This window comes from Actinoplanes sp. KI2 (genome assembly GCF_025630775.1).
Taxonomy (GTDB): domain Bacteria; phylum Actinomycetota; class Actinomycetes; order Mycobacteriales; family Micromonosporaceae; genus Actinoplanes.
This window is the reverse complement of record NZ_JAOSZE010000012.1, coordinates 141,585-162,761: the sequence shown is the minus strand read 5'-3', so window position 1 is coordinate 162,761 and position 21,177 is coordinate 141,585. Positions and strand designations below refer to the sequence as shown.

17 protein-coding genes are annotated in these 21,177 nt (G+C 71.4%); 10 read left to right on the top strand and 7 right to left on the bottom strand.

The window, feature by feature from the left end; translation table 11 throughout:
• Positions 1-63 precede the first annotated feature (63 nt).
• The 3 genes from ODJ79_RS14885 to ODJ79_RS14875 all read left to right on the top strand — a co-directional run bounded on the left by ODJ79_RS14885 (position 64) and on the right by ODJ79_RS14875 (position 7,723).
• The gene (locus tag ODJ79_RS14885) at positions 64-612 is read left to right on the top strand and encodes a TetR/AcrR family transcriptional regulator (protein WP_263024019.1); all 549 of its coding nucleotides are present in this window, start codon (positions 64-66) and stop codon (positions 610-612) included.
• A 32-nt stretch (positions 613-644) separates the two neighbouring features.
• Positions 645-2,801 carry an MMPL family transporter gene (locus ODJ79_RS14880; RefSeq protein WP_263024018.1) on the top strand — a complete coding sequence of 719 codons (2,157 nt, stop codon included), beginning with the start codon at positions 645-647 and terminating at the stop codon, positions 2,799-2,801.
• A 101-nt stretch (positions 2,802-2,902) separates the two neighbouring features.
• Positions 2,903-7,723 (top strand): DUF4011 domain-containing protein, encoded by a 4,821-nt coding sequence (locus ODJ79_RS14875; RefSeq protein ID WP_263024017.1) that lies wholly within the window; start codon positions 2,903-2,905, stop codon positions 7,721-7,723.
• Positions 7,724-7,746: 23 nt separating this feature from the next.
• On the opposite strand, the gene ODJ79_RS14870 is transcribed toward ODJ79_RS14875, so the two are convergent.
• From ODJ79_RS14870 to ODJ79_RS14855, 4 genes are all read right to left on the bottom strand, one after another.
• On the bottom strand, positions 7,747-8,859 hold the full coding sequence (locus ODJ79_RS14870; RefSeq protein WP_263024016.1) for a flavin-containing monooxygenase: 1,113 nt from the start codon (positions 8,857-8,859) through the stop codon (positions 7,747-7,749).
• Positions 8,860-8,899: 40 nt separating this feature from the next.
• A complete protein-coding gene (locus ODJ79_RS14865) occupies positions 8,900-9,328 on the bottom strand; it encodes a DUF1707 domain-containing protein (RefSeq protein WP_263024015.1) in 429 nt (142 codons plus the stop codon).
• Between the two features lie 115 nt (positions 9,329-9,443).
• Positions 9,444-10,172, bottom strand: coding sequence for a hypothetical protein (locus ODJ79_RS14860; protein ID WP_263024014.1), 729 nt, complete (start codon positions 10,170-10,172; stop codon positions 9,444-9,446).
• Positions 10,172-10,690 (bottom strand): SigE family RNA polymerase sigma factor, encoded by a 519-nt coding sequence (locus tag ODJ79_RS14855; protein ID WP_263024013.1) that lies wholly within the window; start codon positions 10,688-10,690, stop codon positions 10,172-10,174. Before ODJ79_RS14855 ends, ODJ79_RS14860 begins: the two co-directional genes overlap by 1 nt.
• Positions 10,691-10,961: 271 nt before the next feature.
• Between ODJ79_RS14855 and ODJ79_RS14850 the strand changes: the two genes are divergently transcribed.
• The 4 genes from ODJ79_RS14850 to ODJ79_RS14835 all read left to right on the top strand — a co-directional run bounded on the left by ODJ79_RS14850 (position 10,962) and on the right by ODJ79_RS14835 (position 15,790).
• On the top strand, positions 10,962-12,260 hold the full coding sequence (locus ODJ79_RS14850; RefSeq protein WP_263024012.1) for a hypothetical protein: 1,299 nt from the start codon (positions 10,962-10,964) through the stop codon (positions 12,258-12,260).
• Positions 12,261-12,419: 159 nt separating this feature from the next.
• The gene (locus tag ODJ79_RS14845) at positions 12,420-14,258 is read left to right on the top strand and encodes a two-component system sensor histidine kinase NtrB (protein ID WP_263024011.1); all 1,839 of its coding nucleotides are present in this window, start codon (positions 12,420-12,422) and stop codon (positions 14,256-14,258) included.
• 110 nt (positions 14,259-14,368) lie between these two features.
• Positions 14,369-15,004: a DUF4360 domain-containing protein gene (locus tag ODJ79_RS14840; RefSeq protein ID WP_263024010.1), complete on the top strand. Its 636-nt coding sequence runs from the start codon at positions 14,369-14,371 to the stop codon at positions 15,002-15,004.
• A gap of 150 nt (positions 15,005-15,154) precedes the next feature.
• Positions 15,155-15,790 (top strand): DUF4360 domain-containing protein, encoded by a 636-nt coding sequence (locus tag ODJ79_RS14835; RefSeq protein ID WP_263024009.1) that lies wholly within the window; start codon positions 15,155-15,157, stop codon positions 15,788-15,790.
• Between the two features lie 52 nt (positions 15,791-15,842).
• Here ODJ79_RS14835 and ODJ79_RS14830 read toward each other — a convergent pair whose 3' ends face one another.
• Positions 15,843-16,457, bottom strand: coding sequence for a helix-turn-helix domain-containing protein (locus tag ODJ79_RS14830; protein ID WP_263024008.1), 615 nt, complete (start codon positions 16,455-16,457; stop codon positions 15,843-15,845).
• Here ODJ79_RS14830 and ODJ79_RS47145 point away from each other — a divergent pair.
• Genes ODJ79_RS47145 through ODJ79_RS14815 form a run of 3 tightly spaced genes read left to right on the top strand, consistent with a single transcriptional unit; the run spans position 16,371 to position 18,541 of the window.
• Positions 16,371-16,892 carry an alpha/beta fold hydrolase gene (locus tag ODJ79_RS47145; RefSeq protein ID WP_263024007.1) on the top strand — a complete coding sequence of 174 codons (522 nt, stop codon included), beginning with the start codon at positions 16,371-16,373 and terminating at the stop codon, positions 16,890-16,892. The two genes, ODJ79_RS14830 and ODJ79_RS47145, sit on opposite strands and share 87 nt — an antisense overlap.
• 39 nt (positions 16,893-16,931) lie before the next feature.
• Positions 16,932-17,351 (top strand): YciI family protein, encoded by a 420-nt coding sequence (locus tag ODJ79_RS14820; protein ID WP_263024006.1) that lies wholly within the window; start codon positions 16,932-16,934, stop codon positions 17,349-17,351.
• A 23-nt stretch (positions 17,352-17,374) separates the two neighbouring features.
• Entirely contained in the window at positions 17,375-18,541 is a 1,167-nt protein-coding gene (locus tag ODJ79_RS14815; protein WP_263024066.1) for an RNA polymerase sigma factor, read from the top strand.
• On the opposite strand, the gene ODJ79_RS14810 is transcribed toward ODJ79_RS14815, so the two are convergent.
• The gene (locus ODJ79_RS14810; protein WP_263024005.1) at positions 18,506-19,924 is read right to left on the bottom strand and encodes an NAD(P)/FAD-dependent oxidoreductase; all 1,419 of its coding nucleotides are present in this window, start codon (positions 19,922-19,924) and stop codon (positions 18,506-18,508) included. The genes ODJ79_RS14815 and ODJ79_RS14810 overlap by 36 nt on opposite strands.
• A gap of 118 nt (positions 19,925-20,042) precedes the next feature.
• Positions 20,043-21,149 (bottom strand): arabinogalactan endo-beta-1,4-galactanase, encoded by a 1,107-nt coding sequence (locus ODJ79_RS14805; protein WP_263024004.1) that lies wholly within the window; start codon positions 21,147-21,149, stop codon positions 20,043-20,045.
• Positions 21,150-21,177 lie beyond the last annotated feature (28 nt).

Genomic DNA, 21,177 nt, shown 5'->3' with positions numbered 1-21,177 from the left:
GTGTGAGGACCGACACGGTCGGTTCCGGACCAGGTTGGTCGGTAACGGACTACGATGGTCCGCATGCCGCGCCCCACCAAGCAGCAGATCGAGGACGAGATCCTCGAGACCGCGGCGACCCTTTTCGCCCGGCACGGGTTCAAGGAGACGTCGATCCAGCGGGTCGCCGACGCCGTGGGGTATTCGAAGACCGGCCTGCTGCACCGCTTCCCGACCAAGGAGGCGCTGCAGGACGCGGTGGTCGACCGGGCGCTGACCGACATGCGGGCGATCGCCGCCGAGGCCGAGGGCCTGCCGGTCGGCCCGGCCCGCGACCGGGTCGTGATCGCCGGTGTCGCGCGGCTCGCCCTGGCCCGGCCGGGCGCCGTCGCGCTGCTGCTCAGCGGCCTGATGAGCGCGCCCGACAGCGAGATGCTGCAGCAGGTCGGCGGGGTGGTCTTCGCGGCCTTCGGCGTCGACGACCAATGCGTCACCGAGGTCGAGCTGCCTCGCCTGCTGCGCATCGTCGGTGCCCTCGGCGCGCTGGCGGTGACCGCGGTCGCCCTGCCGGAGAAGGTGCACCTCGACGCGCTCGTCGAGGTCAGTTACGACGCGCTCGGCCACGGGCGCTGATCACCCACCCCTTCACAGAGGACCAGACCCTCATGGCAACCCTGCTGCATCGCCTCGGCCTGGCGGCCGTCCGGCACCGCATCGTCGTCACCGTCGCCTGGCTGGTGGCGCTGGTCGCGGTCGGCGTCGGCGCCGCCACGCTCTCCGGCCCGACCGTGAACTCGTTCTCGATTCCGGGCCAGGAGTCGACGATCGCCCTCGACCTGCTCAAGCAGCGCTTCGGCAACGCCTCGGCCGGCGCGACCGCCCAGGTGGTGTTCGAGGCCCCGGGCGGCGGCAAGATCACCGATCCGGCCAACGCGGGCCAGGTGGCGCAGGCCGTCGCCGCGTTCGGCAAGCTGCCCGGCGTCGTCGCGGCGACCAACCCGCTGGACCCGAAGTCGCCGATCGTGTCCCGCGATCAGACGGCCGCGTACAGCACGCTCAGTTACGGCGTACAGGCGTCGGAGATCACCGCCGACGAGCGCGACGCGCTGACGGACGCGGTCGCCCAGGCCCGCACCGGCGGGCTCACCGTCGAGGTGCGCGGCGACGCGACCAAGGAGTCGGGCGCTGACGTGGGCGGCCCGGCCGAGGGGATCGGCGTGGTGGTGGCGCTGCTGGTGCTCGCGCTGACCTACCGCTCGCTGGTCGCGGCCGGGATGAACCTGCTCACCGCGATCGTCGGCGTCGCCATCGGCGCGCTCGGCATCGTCACCCTGACCGGCTTCGTCGATCTCCAGTCGACCACCTCGATCCTCGCGGTGATGCTCGGCCTCGCGGTCGGCATCGACTACGCGCTGTTCATCTTCACGCGCTTCCGGCAGGAGTTGTGGCGGGGCCTGCCGGTGCCGGAGGCGGCGGCCATGGCGGTCGGCACGGCCGGCTCGGCGGTGGTGACCGCGGGCCTGACCGTGGTGATCGCGCTGGCCGGCCTCAGCGTGGCGGGCATCCCGTTCCTCACCGAGATGGGCCTGGCCGCGGCCGCCACGATCGTCATCGCCGTGCTGGTCGCCATCACCCTGGTCCCCGCGGTTCTCGGCCTGATCGGGCTCAAGGCGCTCCCGCGCAAGCGGCGGACCGTGCCGGAGCCACCTCGGCCGGAGCGCGGCTTCTTCAAGGGCTGGGCGAACCTGGTCACTCGGCGCCACTGGCTCAGCCTGGTCGTCGCGGTGGCCGCGCTCGGCGTGATCGCCATCCCGGTCACCAGGATGCAGACCTCGCTGATCCTGAAGCAGGTCCCGGGCAGCACCCAGGCCAAGGCCGACGCGATCATCGCCGAGCGGTTCGGCCCGGGCTTCGCCGGTCCGCTGCTGGTGCTGGTGGACGGGCCCGGCTCCGGCTCCTGGGCGAGCTCCGTCAGCCGGCAGGTCGCCACCCTGCCCGGCGTGGCGGTGGCAACCCCGCCGCGCCCGAACCAGGCCGGCGACGCCGCGCTCATCACGATCATCCCGGCCAGCGGCCCGGACTCCCCGGCCACCGTCGACCTGGTCCACGCGGTACGTGACAAGGTCAACGACGGACCCGGGGCCAAGGTGTACGTGACCGGCCAGACCGCGATCAGCATCGACGTGTCGCAGAAGCTGGACGCGGCGCTGCCGGTCTACCTCGCGCTCGTCGTCGGCCTCGCGTTCCTCCTGCTGGTGCTGGTCTTCCGGTCGATCCTGGTGCCGGTGGTCGGCGTGCTCGGCTTCCTGCTCACGATCGGCGCCGCGTTCGGCGCCACGGTCGCGGTGTTCCAGTGGGGATGGCTCTCCGATCTGGCCAACGTCCAGGTCAATGGGCCGCTGCTGAGCCTGTCACCGATCATCATCGTCGGCATCCTGTTCGGCCTGGCGATGGACTACATGGTGTTCATGGTGTCCCGGATGCACGAGGCGCACGCGCACGGCGCGGCGCCCCGGGTCGCGGTGGTCACCGGCTTCCGGCAGGCCGCACCGGTGGTGGTCGCCGCCGCCACGATCATGTTCTCGGTCTTCGCCGGCTTCGTGCCGCAGGGCAACGACACGGTCAAGCCGATCGCGTTCGCGCTGGCCATCGGCATCCTCTTCGACGCCCTGGTGGTCCGCATGATCGCGATTCCGGCGGCGATCTCGATCATGGGCAAGGCCGCCTGGTGGCTGCCGCGCTGGCTGCGGAAGCTCCCGGCCCTCGACGTCGAGGGCGCGGCGCTGGAGCGGGAGCCGAAGGAGCCCGTCCCGGTCGGCTGACCTGGTAAGATCGCCCGCTTCCTGGATAAAGCCGGGTTTATCCGGAAGGAAGCGGGCGAATCACCAGCGTGACGGCCGTCCGACTTGCTGCAATTGACGGTATGTGGCCGGATCATGCAGCGGAGCGGGGCGGGCAACCCGACGGCGAGGTCCGGGCTGCGCTCGAAACGTGGCGCGACGGGCTCGTCGACCTCACCGACGCCAACCGTCTGCTCAACTTCGGCCGCACTCCGTCGGACGCCGTGGAGATCACCGGCCCGTCGCCGAAGATGCTGATGAAGGTGCTGCAGGACGACGGCGGTTTCGGCTTCCCCGGCGAGGACACGGACCAGTACCGGCCGCTGCTGCACACCGGACTGGCCGAGCACGACCTCGGCGCGCTGCTGCACCGGTTCTACCGGCGGTCCCGGCAGGAGATGCTCGACCGGGGCGTGTCCTCGCTCTACCTCGCGGTCGGGATGTTGCACTGGACCGACTACCGGAACATCCCGTACCAGAGCCCGATCCTGCTGGTCCCGGTCGAGATCGACCCGGCCGGTCCGGTGCTGCGGGCCCGACACGACGACCCGATCGTGAACCCGGCCCTGGCGCTGCGGATGAGCGCGCTCGGCATCGAGCTGCCCGCGGTGGGCGCGCTCGCCGACCTCGACGTGACCGTGCTCTGGGCGCACATCGACGTGGCCATCGGCGAGCGGCCCGGCTGGTACGCCGACGAGGCCGTGGTGCTGTCCACCTTCGGCGTGCACCGCGAGGCGATCCACGCCGACCTGATGGAGAGCGAGCCGCACATCGTCGAGCACCCGATCGTGCGCGCGCTGGCCACCCGGGACGCGGCCCGGCGGTTCGCCTTCGAGCCGCCCGACCCGACCCGGATCGACGAGATCGCCCCGGCCGAGGACGTACCGCTGCTGCTCGACGCCGACGCCACCCAGCGCGCCGCGATCGCCGCCGCGATGGCCGGGCACAGCTTCGTGCTGGACGGCCCGCCGGGCGCCGGCAAGTCGCAGACGATCGCGAACCTGGTCGGCTGCCTGCTGCACGCCGGCAAGCGGGTGCTGGTCGTCTCGGAGAAGGCCGCCGCGCTCGACACCGTGCAGCAGCGGCTCGCCGAGTCCGGGCTCGGCAACTACCTGCTGCCGCTGCACAGCAACTCGACCGGCCGGCGGGAGGTCGCGCGAGCGCTGGCCGACGCGCTGGACACCGACCCGGCGCCGCTGGCCACGATGGACCCGATCGACCGGCGCGCGACGCGGGAACGGCGGGAACGGCTCTCGGCGTACGCGGAAGCCATGAACCGCATCCGGCAACCGCTCGGCCGCAGCCTGCACGAGATGATCGGCATCTGCGCCACGATGCACGCCGTGCCGGCCGCGCCGGTGCCGTACGAGATCCCGGCCGAGCTCACCACGGACGGCCTCGACCAGATCCGGGCGGCCGTCGGCCGGCTCGGCCGGCTGCGCAGCGAGACCTACCTGTGGCGGGACGCGGTCGAGCGGGAGCCGATGGAGGGCGCGCTCCAGCAGGCGCTGACGGCGCTCGGCCGGCTGGCCGAAAGCGTCGTCGCCAACTCCACCCTGGCCGACGCGTTCGACCTGCACGAGCCGGCCGGTGCGGGCACGCTGGCCGCGCTGGCCGCGCACGCCGCCCGGCGGCCCGCCAAGATCATCGAGGAGTGGCTCACCACCGCCGCCCTCCAGCCCGTGCGGCAGGCCGCCGCCGAGCTGACCGAGCACCTGGCCGCCCTGCGCTACGGCGGGATCCCGTGGACCGAGCTGCCCTCGGCCGCCGACCTGGGCAGCATGCCCGACCTGTCGCACCTGCGGCCCGAGCCGATCGACCTGCTTCCGCTGAACGTCGCGCAGGCCGAGCACCTGGCCAACAAGTTCGCCGAGGAGGCCGACCTGCTGGAGTCCCGGCTGGAGGCGCTGGACCGGGTCACCGCCCGGCTCGGTCTGCCGCCGGTGGTCGACTTCCCGGACGCCGCCCAGGTGATCACCATCGCCGGCCTGATCGCCCGGGACGCCAAACCGGAGGCGGCCTGGTTCGCCGAGGGCGGGATGGCCGCCGCGCACGCCGCCGCCCGCGCGCTGCGCCGGGCCGTCGAGGCGGTCAACGACGCCGAGGAACAGGCCCGCCTGCACTTCGACGAGGGCGTGCTCAACGAGCCGATCGCGGAGATGGCCGAGCGGCTCGCCGCCCGGCGCGGCCCGCGGAAGCTGCTGCTGGGCACCCGGAAGGCCCGGAAGGCCACGATCGAGGCGGCTCTGCCCGAGGTCAGCGCGGAGGAGGCGCTGGCGAACGTCGAGGACGCGGCGGCCTGGAAGGTGGCCCTCGACCACCTCGACGACCTGGCCGAGGAGCACGCCGAGATCCTCGGCCGGCACTGGGACGGGCTGGACACCGACTTCGCCGCGATCCAGGAGGCGCTGCGCACCGCGGACGACGTGATCCGCGAGACCCCGGCCGAGGCGCTCGCCGCGGTCGTCGTGCACGTGACCGCGCCCCGCCCGAACGGCGCGCTGCTGCGCATCGTCGGCGAGGCCCGCGACGGGTTCGACCGGTTCCGCGCCTCGTTGCGGGAGGCGCCGGCCCGCGCGCCCCGGCCCGAGCTCGGCGAGGGGTCCATTCAGGACGCGGTGACCTGGCTGCGGGCGCACGTCGCGCCGCTGCGCGCGGCGGCCGAGATGCTCCGGGCGTACGGCGGGCCGACCGGCCGGAACGATCTCACCCTCGCCGAGGCGGTCGAGATCGCCCAGCAGCGGCAGGCTGCGGTCGAGGCCGAGGCGGCGATCTGGGCCAGCGCCCGGCCGCACGCGGCGGTGCTCGGCTCGATCTACCGCGGTACCAAGACCAACGACGTTCTGATGAACGAGATCCTCGACTGGACCGCCGAGGCCCGCCGGCTGCACCGCGGGCACGACGCACCGCTCACCGTCGAGCAGGCGCACGCGCTGGCCGAGGCGGAGCCGAGCGACGGGCTGGTCGACGCGGTGGCCGGCTGGGAACACGCCCGCGAGCAGGTGCTGGCCGCGTTCGCCCCGCGGCGGCGGATCGAGCTGACCGGCCACCTCGGCGACTACGACACCGCCCGGGACCTGCTGGTCGATCTGCTGCACGACTCCGCCGGGCAGCAGGAGTGGTTCGTGCACCAGGACGCCCGGGACCTGATCCTCGGCTACGGGCTGAGCGATGCGATCGAGTTCTGCGCCGCCCGCGAGGTCGCCCCCGAGAGCATCTGGCCGGTGCTCGAGCGGGCCCTGTATCGCGGCTGGATCGACCAGATCCTGCGCACCGACCAGGGCCTGATGCCGGTCGACGCGGGGGACCGGGTGCATCTGGTCGAGGTGTTCAAGCTGCTGGACAGCGAGCTCAACTCGGCGGCGCTGGCCGACATCGTGTACGCCGTGGAGGCCCGCCGCCCGTCGTCCACGACGACCGGCGAGCCGGCGCTGATCCGCCGCGAGGGCAGCAAACGGACCGGTCATCTCGCCGTACGCGAGCTGATCGCGCAGGCCCGGCATGCGGTGCAGGCACTGAAACCGTGCCTGCTGATGTCCCCGCTCGCGGTCAGCCGGCTGCTCCCGCCGGAGATCGAGTTCGACGTGGTGATCATCGACGAGGCGTCCCAGGTGACCACCGCCGACGCGATCAACTGCGTGTACCGGGGGAACGCGCTGATCGTCGTGGGCGACGAGCGGCAGCTGCCGCCGACCAGCTTCTACGACCACGTCGAGGACGACGTGCTGGACTACCCGTCGATCCTCGACCTGGCTCGGGAGACTTTTCCGGTCCTCGGGCTGTGGTGGCACCACCGCAGCCGGCACGAGGCGCTGTTCGCCTTCGCCAACCTCGCGTACTACCACGGGCGGCTGGTCAGCCTGCCGCGCGCGTACGCCCGAGAGCCCGACCACGGCGTGCAGCTCTACCACGTCGACGGCGTCTACCACCGGACGACCACTTCGGACAACCCGATCGAGGCCGAGGCGGTCGCCGCCCGGGTGCTGCACCATCTCACCCACCGGCCGGGCCGGACGCTCGGCGTGGTCACGCTGTCGGTGGCCCAGGCCGACGCGATCGCGGCGGCCGTGCAGGACATGATCAGTGAGCACCCCGATCTGGAGCACCTGATCGACGACGCCGACCGGCTGGACGGCTTCTTCGTGAAGAGCCTCGAGGCCGTCCAGGGCGACGTCCGCGACGTGATCATCCTGTCCGTCGGCTACGGCTACGACGAGAACGACAAGATCAGCACCAACTTCGGCGTGCTCAACCGCCCGCAGGGCTGGCGACGGCTGAACGTCGCGATCACCCGGGCGAGGCAGCGCATCGAGGTGGTCTCGTCGATCCGCGCCCCCGACGTCCAGGACATGGGCAACGAGAGCATCCGGCATCTGAAGGCGTACCTCGAGTACGCCGAGCGGGACGCGGCCACCCTGGGCCGGGAGGTCACCGACCGAGAGGGGATGACCGCGTTCGAGCAGTCCGTACTGGACACGATCAAGCAGTGGAACTTCGCCGTACGCCGGAAGATCGTCGCCTCCGGCCAGGCGATCGACATCGGCGTCCTGCGCCCGGACCACCCCGACGAGGCGTACGCGCTGGGCATCGAGTTCGACGGCCCCGGCTACCGGGAGATCCCCTCGACCCGGGACCGCGACCGGCTGCGCGAGCAGGAGCTGCGCGATCTCGGCTGGCACCTGCACCGGGTGTGGTCGACGCACTGGTACGCGAACCAGGCGGAGGAGGCGGGCCGGCTGCTGACCGCGATCCAGCGGGCGATCACCGACCCGGCGCCCGCCTTCGACCGTCTGCCGTCGCGCCGATCGGGCACGCCCTACCGGCCGGTGGTCCGCGAGCTGGTTCGCCCGTCACCCGAACGGGTGCGGGGCCGCCATGCGCTGCCCGACGACGACGACCGCTGACCCGGCGTGCGGGGCGGACTACGTCATCCCCGGTACGCCCGGGCCACCCGCCGCGACTCGATGGCGACCTGACGAAGCATCCCGCCCAGGGTGACGTCGTACCCGACGAAGAACAGGCCGGGCCGGGCGGGCGCCCCGCCGTGCACCAGCGGCACGCCGGTCTCGTCGAACAGCGACGGGTCGTCGAACAGCTCCCGCAGTCCGGTCCCGTACCCGGTGGCCGCGATGACCACGTCCGGCCGCAGGGTGGAACCGTCCGCGAGGCGCACCGAGTCCTCGGTGAAGCCCTCGACGGCGGCGACCGGGCGCACCCGGCCGGCCACCACGTCCCGGACGATGCCGACGTCCTGTACCGGGACGTAGCGGTGGGTGCGCAGGCGGGTCTTGAGGCCTTCGGACGGGCGGGCGATCCCGTACCGGCGGAGATCGGGCATCTCCAGCCGCGCCATCGCGGCGGAGAGCGTGTTGAGGGCCGGCTCGGGCAGGCGGCCGAGCAGCAGGCCGTTCATCTGGGCCGGCCAGCCGGCGGTCTCGCGGCGCACGATGTGCGGCGGGGTGCGGATCGCGAGCCGCACCGCGGAGGCGCCGCCCTCGGCCAGATCGGTGGCGATCTCGGAGCCGCTGTTGCCGGGGCCGACCACGAGAACGTCCTTGCCGCGGAACGGCTCGGGGTTGCGGTAGTCGGCCGAGTGCAGCAGGGTGCCGGTCCACTTCTCCTGCCCGGGCCACTGCGGCACCACCGGGGTGTGCAGGTAGCCGGTCGCCACGATCAGGGTCCGGGTGGACAGTTCCGTGCCGCCGCCGATCTGCAGCGTCCAGCCGTCGGCGCCGGGCTTGACCCGCTCCACCGGCGTGCCGGTCCGCACGTCGATGCCGAACCGCTCGGCGTACGTCTCCAGGTAGCGCACCAGGTCGTCCCGGCCGACCCAGCGGCCGTACCGGCGGGGGATGGGAAAACCGGGCAGGCCGGACAGGCTCCGGATGGTGTGCAGGTGCAGCCGGTCGTAGCGGCCGCGCCAGCTGGTGGCGACGCCCGGGCCGCGCTCGAGCACGACGCAGTCCACGCCGCGCGCTTTGAGCTGCCGGGCGACGGCCAGCCCGGCCGCACCGGCCCCGAGCACGATCACCTGATCCATGCGTGCAGTGTGCCCTGCGGGACGCATCGGCGGAATGCCGTCAGCGGTCGCGGCGCCGGCCGCGCCCGAACGGGCGCAGGAAGATGAAGAAGAACAGGAACCCGGGCAGGACGAAGTGCGCGCCGGTGAGCGCCCACACCCCGACCAGAGCGATCACCCCCAGCACCACGGCGGCGACCAGCGCGGCCTTCCGGCGCCGGTCCCGGACGACGGCCGTCCTCGCCGCTTTTCTCGCCGCCGGCAGGTCGGCCAGCGCGTACCGCCCGTTCTCGGGCAGGTCGGCGGTCAGCTCCGCCAGGTCGTCGCGGTGCACGGCCTGGTAGACCGCGCCCAGGCGTTGTTCGCCCTCGTCCAGGGTGAGCCGGCCCTCGCCCATCGCGGTCCGCAGGATGTGGGCCACCTGCTCCCGCTCGGCATCCGAGGCGCGAATCCGTCGTCCGTCGAACCCGGGTGTCTCCTGCGATGCCATGCATCCAGCATGACACCGAGCGACCCGACGGGCCCCGCTCGGCGTGCGCCGTCGCCCGGTCCAAACCGGCTCCGGTAGCCGAACCGGGCTACCGGAGCCGGGCGGCACCGCGACCTCAGCCCACGGCCGCCTTGGCGCCGGGCAGCACGTGGATGCCCGCGCCGAACTCGACGATCTGCGCGTTGGTCCAGCCGCTCGCGTCCCAGATCTGCACCTGCAGCCAGACGCCGTTCTTCTGCTGCACCCACAGGTTCTTGGTCTGACTGTCGTCGATCGTCGCCGGCCGGCCCGTGCCCGGACCCGACGGGATGACGTGCGCGGGGGCGTGTTCCGGCTCGTTGATCACCCCGTGCAGGCCGCCCACCTGGACGTCCGTGCCCTTCGGCGTCCGGTGGTCGTCGGCCGACTGGAGCCCGATCGCGATCTTCCCGACGAAACTGTTCGGGTCCCGGTCCTTCTCGCCGATCGGGGCGATGGTCAGGACGGTGGCGTCGACACCCTGGACCTCCCAGCCCGCCGGGACCTTGTCGATGGTGAAACCGGCCGGCTGCTTACCCTCGTACGCGACCAGCCTGGCCTGCTTGACCGAGGCCGAACCCGGGGCCGGCGCGGACGTCGCCGGGGCCGGCCGTGCCGTCGGCTGCTGCGGCTTCGCGGCCGACGCCGTCGAGGCCACCACCACGGCGGCCGCCGCGGCCACCGCGAACACCGACGCGCCCGTACCCAGCGCGGCACGCCGGCGACGCAGTGCCCGCCGTCCGCGGGCCAGGTCGGCGTCCGCGTCGGCGGGGCTGACCCGCACCGCGGGACCGGCGATCAGATCGAGGCGATCACGAAGCTCCATCACTGCACGACTCCAGTCAGGGTGGGAAAGTCTTTCAGCGACACGCGCAGGCGGTCCAAGGCCCGCGCGGTCTGGGATTTCACAGTTCCGGCCGTACAGCCCAACGCGTCGGCGGTGTCGGCGATGTCGAGGTCGTAGAAGTAGCGGAAGACCACGGCGGCGCGCATCCTCGGCGGCAGGTCGCGCAGCGCCGCGCGCAGGGCGTCGTCCACGTCGTGCTCGGCCGGCGCGTCGGCGCCCGGCCGGTCGGGCAGCGCCGCGACCGGGCGTTCGTGCCGCCGCCACCAGCGCCGTCGCTCGTCGGTCAACGCGTTGACCAGCGTCCGGCGCAGATAGCCGTCCGGATTGTCGGCTCGGCGGAAGGCGGGCCAGGCCACGTACAGCTTGGTCAGCACCGACTGCACCAGGTCCTCGGCCAGGTGTCCGTCACCGGCCGTGAGCAACGTGGCGGTCTGGACCAGGGAAGCCCGGCGGCCGAGCACGAAGCTGTGGAACTGCTCGTCACGCTCTGTTCTCATAAGCACTCCTCTCACTCTCACCCCCATGACGATCGCGGGGAGCGCGAGGTTGCATGGTGCCGCACGGCGTTTCGAGCGGGCGGCGAGGACCCCGGTCAATGGACGACGGGGCAGGGCGACGGTGCGGATGCCCGGCCCGGCGGCCGCCGCCGGCGCAGGATACCGGCCGTGCCGGAGGTTGTCCCGGGAATCGCGGTCACCGCCGGATCCCAATGGGCGCGATCTATCTTGGCGTTTGTCGGGGCGTGACAGCGACGTCGGAGGGCCGGACATGAACCTCGCCGCGCGGACCAGCAGGCGGACCTGGCTGCGGGGGGCTGCGGCCGCCGTTGTCGTCCCGGCCGCCGCGACCGCGTTCGGCCACGACCCGGCCGAAGCCGGCCGGGCCAAGGGGCGTACGGCGATGCCGCCGCCGTCCAAGGACTACACCGCGAACCGGATCGGCAGCACACCGGACGACTTCTCCCGGGTGGGTTTGTCCCCGAGCTATTACCAGCAGTGGGAAGACGGGTTCCGCACCGCCGCCGTCAACGACGACCCCGACGCGTACGAATGGTGGTATTCCGAGTTCACCGGTGACGACGGCACCGTCGTGTCCCTCGCCCTGCGGACCCGGCCCGGCAACGGGTTCGAGCCTGACACCACCGAGGCCGAGCGCGTGCCGGGGGTCAGCCTCGTCGTCGCCGACCCGGACGGCGCCGCCCACTCCATCGTCCGGGACTACACCTGGGACGACTTCGCCGCCGGCACCGACCGCTGCGACGTGCGGGTCGGCCCGTTCACGCTCACCGGCGACCTCAGCACCTACCGCATCCAGGGCGTCGACGGCGATCTCGCCCTCGACCTCACGCTGGTCAACCGCGTGTCGCCGTTCCGGCCCGGTACCGGTTTCCTCTACCTCGGCGGGACCGACAAATACCAGGCCTGGTTCGCGGCCGTGCCCGCCGGGATGGCGTGGGGCACCCTCACCGTGAAGGGCAGGCGACGGCGGTTCGCCGGCCGCGGATACCACGACCACAACTGGGGCAACACGTCCTTCGCCAACTTCGTGGACCACTTCCGCTGGGGCCGCGGCACCGTCGACCGGTACGCCGTCATCGCCCTCGACCTGCTCCTGCGCCCCGAGTTCGACTCCACGTCCCAGCCGGTCCTGCTCGTCGACGACACCTGGACCGGGCAACGGCTGATCGCCTCGTTCGATCCCGAGGCGATCAACGCCACCGAGTACGAGCCGCGGCCGCACCCGAACCCGGACTACCCGGCGAACTACTACGCCACGGTGGACTGGCAGTACACCAACGGCACCGACAACGCCCGGGTCACCATGACCGACACCGAGCTGATCGGTTCCCACCGGTACCTCACCGACCCGAGCCCGGCCCAGCAAGCCACCCTGACCAGTCTCGGCATCGACCAGATCTGGCACACCCGCTACGCCGCCACGATCGCGTTCGGCTTCGACGCCGCCGGCCGTACCGCGACCGGCAACGGCGCGGGCACCTTGGCGAACGCCCAGTTCGGCACGGGTAGTTCCCCGCCGAAGAACACCCCCACATCCTCGTCCCGCTGACCGAACGCCTCGTTCGAAGGCGCAGCCCGAAGCTGCTCGGGTACTATTACCTCATTAAGGGAAAAATGGCTCTAAATTGCGGCGGGGCACGCCGGAGGGGCCACGTCGGCGGCGGGCGAGGCGTCCCTTTGCTTGACACTTGCGCGAAGAAGACGATGCATGCAGACCTTGCGGCGAGTTCGCGCGGGAGCGCGGCTCAACGGCCTGTTCGGCCTCGTCGCGCTGCTGTTACTCATCATGATCGGCGTTGCGGTGGTGAGCGTGCTCGCGCAGCGCAAGGCGGACCTGCAGGTCACCCAGTCCGACGGGTTGCTGCGTGACGCCCTCACCGCCAAGTACCGCACCGCCGACTTCAACGGCTGGCAGACCGGGTACGCGTTCGACACCATCCGAGGTGTTCCGGGCGCCACCGAGGACGCCGTCGGGCAGCGCGCGCAGTTTCTCGCCTCGACGGCGGCCTTCCGCGAAGATCTCGCCCGGATCAGCGCCTACCCGCTGACCCCGGACCAGCGGCGGCTGCTGGCCACCGCCGAGGACGCCTTCGCCCACTTCATGAACGTCGACGCCCAGATCGTGGCCGGGTACCGGTCCGGAACGCCGGAGGCGATCGCGGCCGCCAACGCGCTGGTCGCCGGCGAAGAGCTGCAGTGGTTCGACAAGGCGGCCTTCGCGGTCGACCAACTTGCCGCGCAGGCCAAGGCCACCGCCGACGCGGACACCGCGGCGGCTCGGGCGATGAGCTCCCGGGCGCTGATCATCCTGCTCGTGGTCGGTGCGGCGTGCCTGCTGCTGGCCGTGGCGCTGGCGGTGCTGGCGACCAGGGCGGTCGCCGCCGCGGCGCGACGCAAGGCGACGCTGGCCGCGATTCTCGAACAGTCCGCCGATGCCACCTTCGCCCTCACCATGGACGGGATGATCTCCGCTTGGAACAGCGGCGCCGAGCACATCTACGGCTACACCCGGGACGAGATCATCGGCCGCTCGGCGTCGACCCTCCTGTTACCCAACCGCCAGGGTGTGCTCGCCAGCGTGCTCAGTGGGATCGGCGAGGGCCGCCAGTTCCACATCGACGAAGCACCGCGCCGGCGCAAGGACGGCAGCCGGATCTATGTGTCGACCATCGTGTGGCCGCTGCGCAACGACGAGGGACTGGTCATCGGTGGCGCGGCCACCGAACGCGACATCACCGCCCGCAAGCAACGCGAGGCCGAGCAGAGACTGGCCGACGAGACCGCGGCCCGCACCGCTCGCCTGGAGAGCCTCGGCCAACTCGCCGGCGGCGTGGCACACGACTTCAACAACCTGCTGGCCGTCATCCTCAACTGCGCCGAGCTGATGGCCGAGGAAGCGGGCGACCACGCGCCCGAGGATCTCGCCCGGATACGCGCGGCCGCGCAGCGCGGCCAGGACCTCATCGGCCAACTGCTGCTGTTCGCCAAGCGGGATTCCAGCCAGGCCGAGGTCGTCGACCTCAACGAGGTCGTCGTCGAGGCAACCGGCCTGCTGAGTCGCACCATCGGGCCCGGCATCACCCTGCTCTGCCGCACCCGCCCCGGAGTCGTGGCGGTGTGCGCCAACCGCGGCCGACTCGACCAGATCCTGTTCAACCTGGTCATCAACGCCCGCGACGCGATGCCGCAGGGCGGTGCGATAACCGTCGAGACCAGCATCGCCCGGCTGCCCGAGGACGCCGGCCATCCGCTGCCCGCCGGCAGCTACGCCCAGCTGACCGTGACCGACACCGGCACCGGGATGAGCGCCGAGGTCAAGGACCGCATTTTCGAGCCCTTCTTCAGCACGAAGCCGGAGGATCGGGGCACCGGGCTCGGCCTGGCCACCGTCTACGGCATCGTCGGTGATGCCGGCGGCACCATCACCGTGGAGTCCACACCCGGCATCGGCACCACCTTCCGGATTCAGCTGCCCACCGCCGACACGCCACCGGACGCCGAATGTCGCCGGCCGCCTGCGGCCGAAGCGGATGCGCGTCAGTCCTGACCGGGGATGGGCAATCACCCGTCCGTGTCTGTCCACCGGGAACGCGAATGGCGGACTTAAAGGACGAAACGTACATTGCGGAGACCTGACCCGACCGAGAAGGATTCCGCATGCTGAAGTCACTGGCCACCGGAGCTGCTCTGCTCGCCTCGCTTGCCGCGACCGGCGTACCCGCATCGGCGTCGCCGGCGGCCGGGCCGAGCGACTCCATGGTCATCGACGTGGCCGCGGCGAACGGCTCGGGTTGTCCGCTGGGCACCGCGGAGGTGACGGTGTCGCCGGACAGCAAGGCGTTCACCGTCACCTACAGCCAGTTCACCGCGCAGGTCGGCCCGGGTACGAAATCGACCGACTTCCGCAAGAACTGTCAGCTGGCCCTGAACGTGCACGTCCCGCAGGGCACCACGTACGCGATCGCCGGCGCTGACTACCGGGGCTTCGCCCATCTCGAGCGCGGCGCTTACGGGGCGGAGACCGCGAACTACTACTTCCAGGGTGAGCCGCAGTCCACCCGGATCCAGCACGGCTTCAGCGGGCCGGTGGACAGCGACTGGCAGCACACCGACAGCGTCGCGATCGGCTCGCTGGCCTACCTGCCCTGCGGTGAACAGCGCTACCTCAACGTCAACACCGAGCTGCGGGTCGGTCAGGATCCGTCCGGCCCGAAGGCCGTCAGCTTCGTGACCATGGACTCGACCGACGGCCGGCTCGACACCACGTATCACGTCGCCTGGAAGAAGTGCTGACGCCGTCGGCCGAACGGCCGATCGCTTGATCATCCGCGGAGCATCGTCGACCAGCCACTAAGGCGAATTCCTTATAACGCGCTTAACGGTTGGAAAGTACATAACGGACGCGTGCCGCCCGGATGACGAACCCAACGGAGAGGGATCACCATGCTCAAGCCTCTGGCCACCGGCTTCACCCTGCTCGCCGCGCTCGCCGCGACCGGCGCGCCGGCCTCCGCGGCCCCCGCCCCCGGACCGCGCGACCACATGGTCATCGACGTGGCCTCCGCGAACGGCTCGGGGTGCCCGCTGGGCACCGCGGACGTCACGATGTCGCCGGACAACAAGGCGTTCACCGTCACCTACAGCCAGTTCACCGCGCAGACCGGGCCGGGCGCGAAACCGATCGACTTCCGCAAGAACTGCCAGCTCGCGCTCAACATGCACGTGCCGCAGGGCTACACGTTCGCGATCGCCGGCGCCGACTACCGCGGCTACGCCCACCTCGCGCGCGGCGCGAGCGGTACGGAGAGCGCGAACTACTACTTCCAGGGCGAGCGGCAGTCGACCCGCATCCAGCACAGCTTCACCGGCCCGGCCGACAGCGACTGGCAGCGCACCGACACCGTCGGCATCGCTTCGCTGTCCTTCCTGCGCTGCGGCGAACGGCGCTACCTCAACGTCAACACCGAACTGCGCGTCAACCGTGGCCTGTCCAGCTCCTCGGCCACCAGCTTCCTGACCATGGACTCCACCGACGGCCGCATCGACACCACGTACCACGTCGCCTGGAAGAAGTGCTGACGCCGGATCGAGCCGAAAGCCGGCCGCGGGCCCGGAAAGGGGCCTCGGCCGGCTATTCCGGGTGCCGCGGCCAGGCGAGGTCGTCGACCGCGAGCCAGGGTTCGCCGGCCACCGTCGCCGGGGTGATCCCGGTGCAGGCCATGACGTCGCGATGCAGGTGGGACTGGTCGGCGTAGCCGCACTCGGCCGCGACCCGGGCCGGTGCCGCACCCGCGGCGAGCCGGTGCGCGGCGTGGTCGAAGCGGACCAGCTCCGCGGCGCGTTTCGGCGGCAGCCCGATCTGCGAGCGGAAACGGCACCACAGGCGCTTACGGCTCCACCCCACCTCGGTCGCCAGCCGGTCGATCCGGAGCCGGCCGCGCCTGGCCATGATCCGGCTCCACGCCCAGGACACCTCGGGGTCCACCGGCGAGGCAGCCGCCCGCCGCCCGGCGAGCACCGCGTCGGTCAACGCGAACCGCTCCGCCCAGGACGAGGCCTCGCTCAGTCGCTCCCGGACATCCGACGCCGACCGCCCCCACAGGTCGTCGAGGGTCGCGACGGCGCCGTTCAGGTCGGCGGGGGAGACGCCCAGCACCGCGTGCGCGACCACCGGGGACAGGCGCACCTGCACCGCCTCGAAACCCTCGCCCCGGACCCGGAGCGCGCCGAACCCCAGGCCGGCCACCAGGCTTCCCCGCTGCGCACCGACGGCCTCATCCGGCGGGGACTGAGCACCGCCTTCGCGCCCGGATTCACGGCTCCGCAGCAGGTCGTCGACGATGCCCGGGCCATGACGTACCACGCCCTGATCGCCACCTCGCGCGCGGCCGAGGACTACCTCGGGCAGCGTCCGCTCCCGGACCGGCTCGCGCCGCTCGCCAAGCCGCTGCTGGTGATCTTCGGCGAGCGGGACCGGAGATGGCGAGCCTCGTCCGCCGAGTCGTACCGGGCGGTCGCGGGCGCGCGCGTGGAGGTGATTCCCGGCGTCGGGCACTCCCCGATGCTGGAGGATCCGCCGCGGACCGCCGATCTGCTCCGCGCCTTCGCCGGTTCCGGGCCCGTCCAGAAAATTCTCGAGGGTCGTGTCGATCGGGGGCCGGGCCGTTCGACCTTGCCGTGAAAGGGTCGGAGAGGACCCCACTGACGAGGAGAGACGACCATGGCGAAGTACATGCTCATCATGCGCGGCACCGACGAGACGAACGCCAAGATGATGGCGACGCCGTTCGAGGACATGCTGGCGACGGTGGGCCGCTTCAACGAGGAGCTGATCCGGGCCGGGGTGCTGGTCGCCGCCGAGGGCCTCGACGACCCGTCGCAGGGCGTGGTGGTCGACTACTCGGGCGAGACGCCGGTGGTGACCGACGGGCCGTACGGGGAGACGAAGGAGCTGTTCGGCGGCTTCTACATTCTCGACGTGGCCTCGAAGGAGGAGGCGATCGAGTGGGCCAAGCGGATGCCGGCCTTCCCGGGGTCGAAGGCCGAGATCCGGCGGGTGCCGGCCATCGACGAGTTCCCGCAGGACAACGAGTGGATCGTCAAGGAGCGGGCGTGGCGCGAGCGCACGGGTCAGCTCTGAGAACGGTCGAGGCGGTCTGGCGGATGGAGTCGGCCCGGATCGTCGGCGCGCTGGCCCGCTACACCAGGGACTTTCCGCTGGCCGAGGACGTGGCGCAGGAGGCGCTCGCCGAGGCGCTGGTGTCCTGGGAGCGGGACGGCGAGCCGGCCGACCCGGTGGGCTGGCTCCTGGCCACCGCCCGCCGGCGCGCGATCGACGCGTTCCGGCGGCGGTCGGCCCTCGACGAGAGGTATCGCCAGATCGCCGAGAGCGACGAGGTCCACGAGGAACTGCCGTGGGATCCGGATCGGATCGACGACGACATCCTCGCGCTGATCTTCATCGCCTGCCACCCGGTGCTCTCCGCGGAGGCCCGGGTGGCGCTGACCCTCCGGACAGTCGGCGGTCTGTCCAGCGAGGAGATCGCCCGCGCGTTCCTGGTGCCGGTACCGACGATCCAGGCGCGGATCACCCGGGCGAAGAAGACGATCGCCGCGGCGAAGGTGCCGTTCGAGCTGCCGCCGGCCGGTGAGCGCCGGCAGCGGCTCGGCGGGGTGCTCAGCGTGCTCTACGTGATCTTCACGGAGGGCTCCCAACTGCTCAAACCCGAGCTTGCGTACGAGGCGATCCGCCTCGCCCGCATGCTCGCCACGCTGCTGCCCGCCGAGCCCGAGGTGCACGGCCTGCTCGCCCTGGTCGAGCTGACCGCGGCCCGGTTCCCGGCTCGGACCGGCCCGGACGGCGAGGCGATCCTGCTGGCGGACCAGGACCGGCGCCGCTGGGACTTCTCGGCGGTCCGCCGTGGCCTGGCCGCCCTCGGGTATGCCGCGAAGGCGGGGCGCGGCCTGGGCCCGTACGGCTTGCAGGCGGCCATCGCGGCCTGTCACGCCGCGGCGCCCTCCGTCGAGGAGACCGACTGGGAGCGCATCGTCCTGCTCTACGAGGCGCTCGGCCGGGTCGCGCCCTCGCCCGTGGTCGAGCTCAACCGGGCGGTGGCCGTGGCGATGGCGACCGGCCCGGCGGAGGCCCTCCGGATCGTCGACGAACTGGACCTGCCGGGCTCGCACCTGCTGCCCACCGTGCGCGGCGAACTGCTGATCCGCCTGGGCCGCAACGACGAGGCGCGCGCCGAACTCGAGATCGCCGCGCGCCTGTGCCCAAACGTACGGGAAAGGTCAGTTCTTCTCGGGAAGGCTCGTCGCCTGCGCTGACTCGCGGGCGCGCTCCTTCTCGGGAAGGCTCGCCGCCTGCGATGACTCGCGGGCCCGCTCGAACGGGTCGCCCCACTCGTGGATGGCGAGCCGCCCGAAGGCCTGCTGCTCCGTCGCCACCCGCTCGGACCGGCCCCGGCCCAGGAAGCTGACCGCCCAGTGCAGCACCGCGGTCACCCGGTTCTTGAAGCCGACCAGGTAGAACAGGTGCACCCCGACCCAGATCAGCCAGGCCAGGAAACCGTCCAGCCGCAGCTTCCCGACGCTCGCGACGGCCGAGAACCGGGAGATCGTGGCGAGGCTGCCCTTGTCGAAGTACTTGAACGGCCTGCCCGCGGGCTTGCCGGCCAGCCGGTTCTTGATGGTGCCGGCCGCGTACTTGCCGCCCTGGATGGCGACCTGCGCGACGCCGGGCAGCTGCTGCCCCTTCTCGTCGTTCAGGTTCATCATGTCGCCGAGCGCGAAGATCTCCGGGTGGCCCGGCACGGTCAGGTCGGGCTCGACGAAGATGCGCCCGGCCCGGTCGGTCTTCGCGCCGGTCGCCTCGGCCAGCCTGCGGGCCAGCGGGGGAGCGGCGACGCCGGCCGCCCAGACCTTGGTCATCGACGGGATCCGCTCGTGGCCGCGCTCGGTCTCCACCTCGATGCCGGTCGCGTCCATGCCGACAACCTTGGTGTTCAGCTCGACCTCGACGCCGAGCAGGTGCAGCTGGCGCAGCGCCCGGGTGGACAGGTGGTCGCCGAACGTGTTGAGCACCGCCGGCAGCGCGTCGACCAGGATGATCCGGGCGCGCCGCGGGTCGATGTGCTTGTACTGACCCGGCAGGTTGCGGTGGGCCAGCTCGGCGATCTGGCCGGCCATCTCGGTGCCGGTCGGGCCCGCGCCGACCACCACGAAGGTGAGCCAGCGGTCGACGTCCTCCGGGTCGGTCTGCAGATCGGCGATCTCGAACGCGCCGAAGATACGGGCGCGCAGCTCGAGCGCGTCGTCGATGTTCTTCATGCCGGGCGCGAACTCGGCGAAGCCGTCGTTGCCGAAGTAGGACTGCGTGGCGCCGGCGGCGACGATCAGCGTGTCGTACGGGACCTCGTAGTCGATACCCGGGCCGTCGACCTTCACGACCTTGTGCTCGACGTCGATCTCGCGGGCCCAGCCGAGGCGTACGTCGACATTCTTCTGTCGCTTGAGCACCTCCCGGATCGGCGGCGCGATCTCGCCCTGCGACAGGATGCCGGTGGCGACCTGGTACAGCAGGGGCTGGAACAGGTGATAGGCCGTTCCATTGATGAGGGTGATGTCGACGTCGGCCTTCTTGAGCGCCTTGATCGCGAACAGACCGCCGAAGCCCGCGCCGATGACCACCACACGATGCCGCTGCATCATCACTCTCCAAGTGCTCGGTGTTCCGGCATGTACAGCGCCCTGATCAGGGTGATTATGCCGTGACTCCGAGCACCTGGAAGGGCCCGGAGTGCAACGTCACTCCGGGCCTTTCCCTAGATCACGCCGTCCACACCACGTTGGGGTTCACGTGGCCGGTCCAATCGAAGATGGCCATGTTGTCCCAGCCGTCGCCGGTGCCGTTGATGTTGGCGGGATCCCAGCCGTTGCCGGCTATCGCGTACCAGGTGGGCTCCCAGTAAAAGACGCCGACCGCACCGGCGTTGCGGGCGGTGTTCTGTATCCAGGTGAACTCCGTCGCCTGGCCGGCCCAGGTCGCCGGGTTGTTGTCGCAGAGGGTGGTGCCCGGCACGGAGTTGCTCGTGCTGTCCGCGTTGGCCGTGGTGAACATGTACGCGGTCTCGGCGATCACGACGGGCTTGCCGTAGCGGGACTTCACGTCGGCGATGACGTTGTACAGGTTCGACAGCGAGCCGTGCCACATGCAGTAGTAGGACAGCGCGGTGACGTCCCAGGAGACGCCCTGCGCCTTGATGCCGTCGTAGAACCAGCGGGCGTTGGCGTCGCTGTCCGCGTCGGCGGTGTGTATCCACACCTGGGTGGAGCTGTTGCACGCCTTCGTCGCGTTGTAGCCCTGCTTGAGCAGCGCGGCGAGGGGCGCGAAGTTGCTGCTGACCACCTGGCCCTTCGGCCACAGCATGCCGACGTTGATCTCATTGCCGATCTGCACGCTGTCCGGCGTCGTGCCCTGGGATTTCAGGGCGGTGCATACGTCGTACGTGTAGTTGTAGACGTCGGTCTGCAGCTGGCTGAGCGAGTGCGAGGCCCACGCCGCGGGCGGATACTGCTTGCCCGGGTCGGCCCAGGTGTCCGAGTAGTGGAAGTCGATCAGCAGCTTGAGGCCCTTGGCCTTGATCGCCTTGGCCTGCTGGAGGACCTTCGCCTTGTTGTTGTAGCCGCTGGCCGGGTTGTTCCAGATGCGCAGCCGCATGTAGTTGGCGCCCGCGGACTTGAGGATGTCGTACGGGTCGGCCGCGGTCCCGGACTTGTTGTAGTACTTCGCGCCGAGATCGAGGCTGCGCTGCAGCGACGAGACGTCCGCACCGAGCATGGTGAGGCTGTTCGCCGCGTGGGCGGGGGACGAGATCGCCAGTGGGACCGCGAGGACGATCGCGGTCACGACGGCGGCTTTCAGGGACGGTTTCATGGCGCTCCTTGGGTAGGGGAAAGAGCGT

Excerpts from the sequence above, each read along its gene's own strand:
- ODJ79_RS14820 (WP_263024006.1), top strand. The coding sequence starts at position 16,932 with ATGGCGAAGTACATGCTCATCATGCGCGGCACCGACGAGACGAACGCC.
- ODJ79_RS14870 (WP_263024016.1), bottom strand. The coding sequence starts at position 8,859 with ATGGATCAGGTGATCGTGCTCGGGGCCGGTGCGGCCGGGCTGGCCGTC.
- ODJ79_RS14860 (WP_263024014.1), bottom strand. The coding sequence starts at position 10,172 with ATGGAGCTTCGTGATCGCCTCGATCTGATCGCCGGTCCCGCGGTGCGG.
- ODJ79_RS14875 (WP_263024017.1), top strand. The coding sequence starts at position 2,903 with ATGTGGCCGGATCATGCAGCGGAGCGGGGCGGGCAACCCGACGGCGAG.
- ODJ79_RS14840 (WP_263024010.1), top strand. The coding sequence starts at position 14,369 with ATGCTGAAGTCACTGGCCACCGGAGCTGCTCTGCTCGCCTCGCTTGCC.
- ODJ79_RS14805 (WP_263024004.1), bottom strand. The coding sequence starts at position 21,149 with ATGAAACCGTCCCTGAAAGCCGCCGTCGTGACCGCGATCGTCCTCGCG.
- ODJ79_RS14850 (WP_263024012.1), top strand. The coding sequence starts at position 10,962 with ATGAACCTCGCCGCGCGGACCAGCAGGCGGACCTGGCTGCGGGGGGCT.
- ODJ79_RS14835 (WP_263024009.1), top strand. The coding sequence starts at position 15,155 with ATGCTCAAGCCTCTGGCCACCGGCTTCACCCTGCTCGCCGCGCTCGCC.
- ODJ79_RS14845 (WP_263024011.1), top strand. The coding sequence starts at position 12,420 with ATGCAGACCTTGCGGCGAGTTCGCGCGGGAGCGCGGCTCAACGGCCTG.
- ODJ79_RS14855 (WP_263024013.1), bottom strand. The coding sequence starts at position 10,690 with ATGAGAACAGAGCGTGACGAGCAGTTCCACAGCTTCGTGCTCGGCCGC.
- ODJ79_RS14865 (WP_263024015.1), bottom strand. The coding sequence starts at position 9,328 with ATGGCATCGCAGGAGACACCCGGGTTCGACGGACGACGGATTCGCGCC.
- ODJ79_RS14880 (WP_263024018.1), top strand. The coding sequence starts at position 645 with ATGGCAACCCTGCTGCATCGCCTCGGCCTGGCGGCCGTCCGGCACCGC.
- ODJ79_RS14810 (WP_263024005.1), bottom strand. The coding sequence starts at position 19,924 with ATGATGCAGCGGCATCGTGTGGTGGTCATCGGCGCGGGCTTCGGCGGT.
- ODJ79_RS14885 (WP_263024019.1), top strand. The coding sequence starts at position 64 with ATGCCGCGCCCCACCAAGCAGCAGATCGAGGACGAGATCCTCGAGACC.
- ODJ79_RS14815 (WP_263024066.1), top strand. The coding sequence starts at position 17,375 with ATGGAGTCGGCCCGGATCGTCGGCGCGCTGGCCCGCTACACCAGGGAC.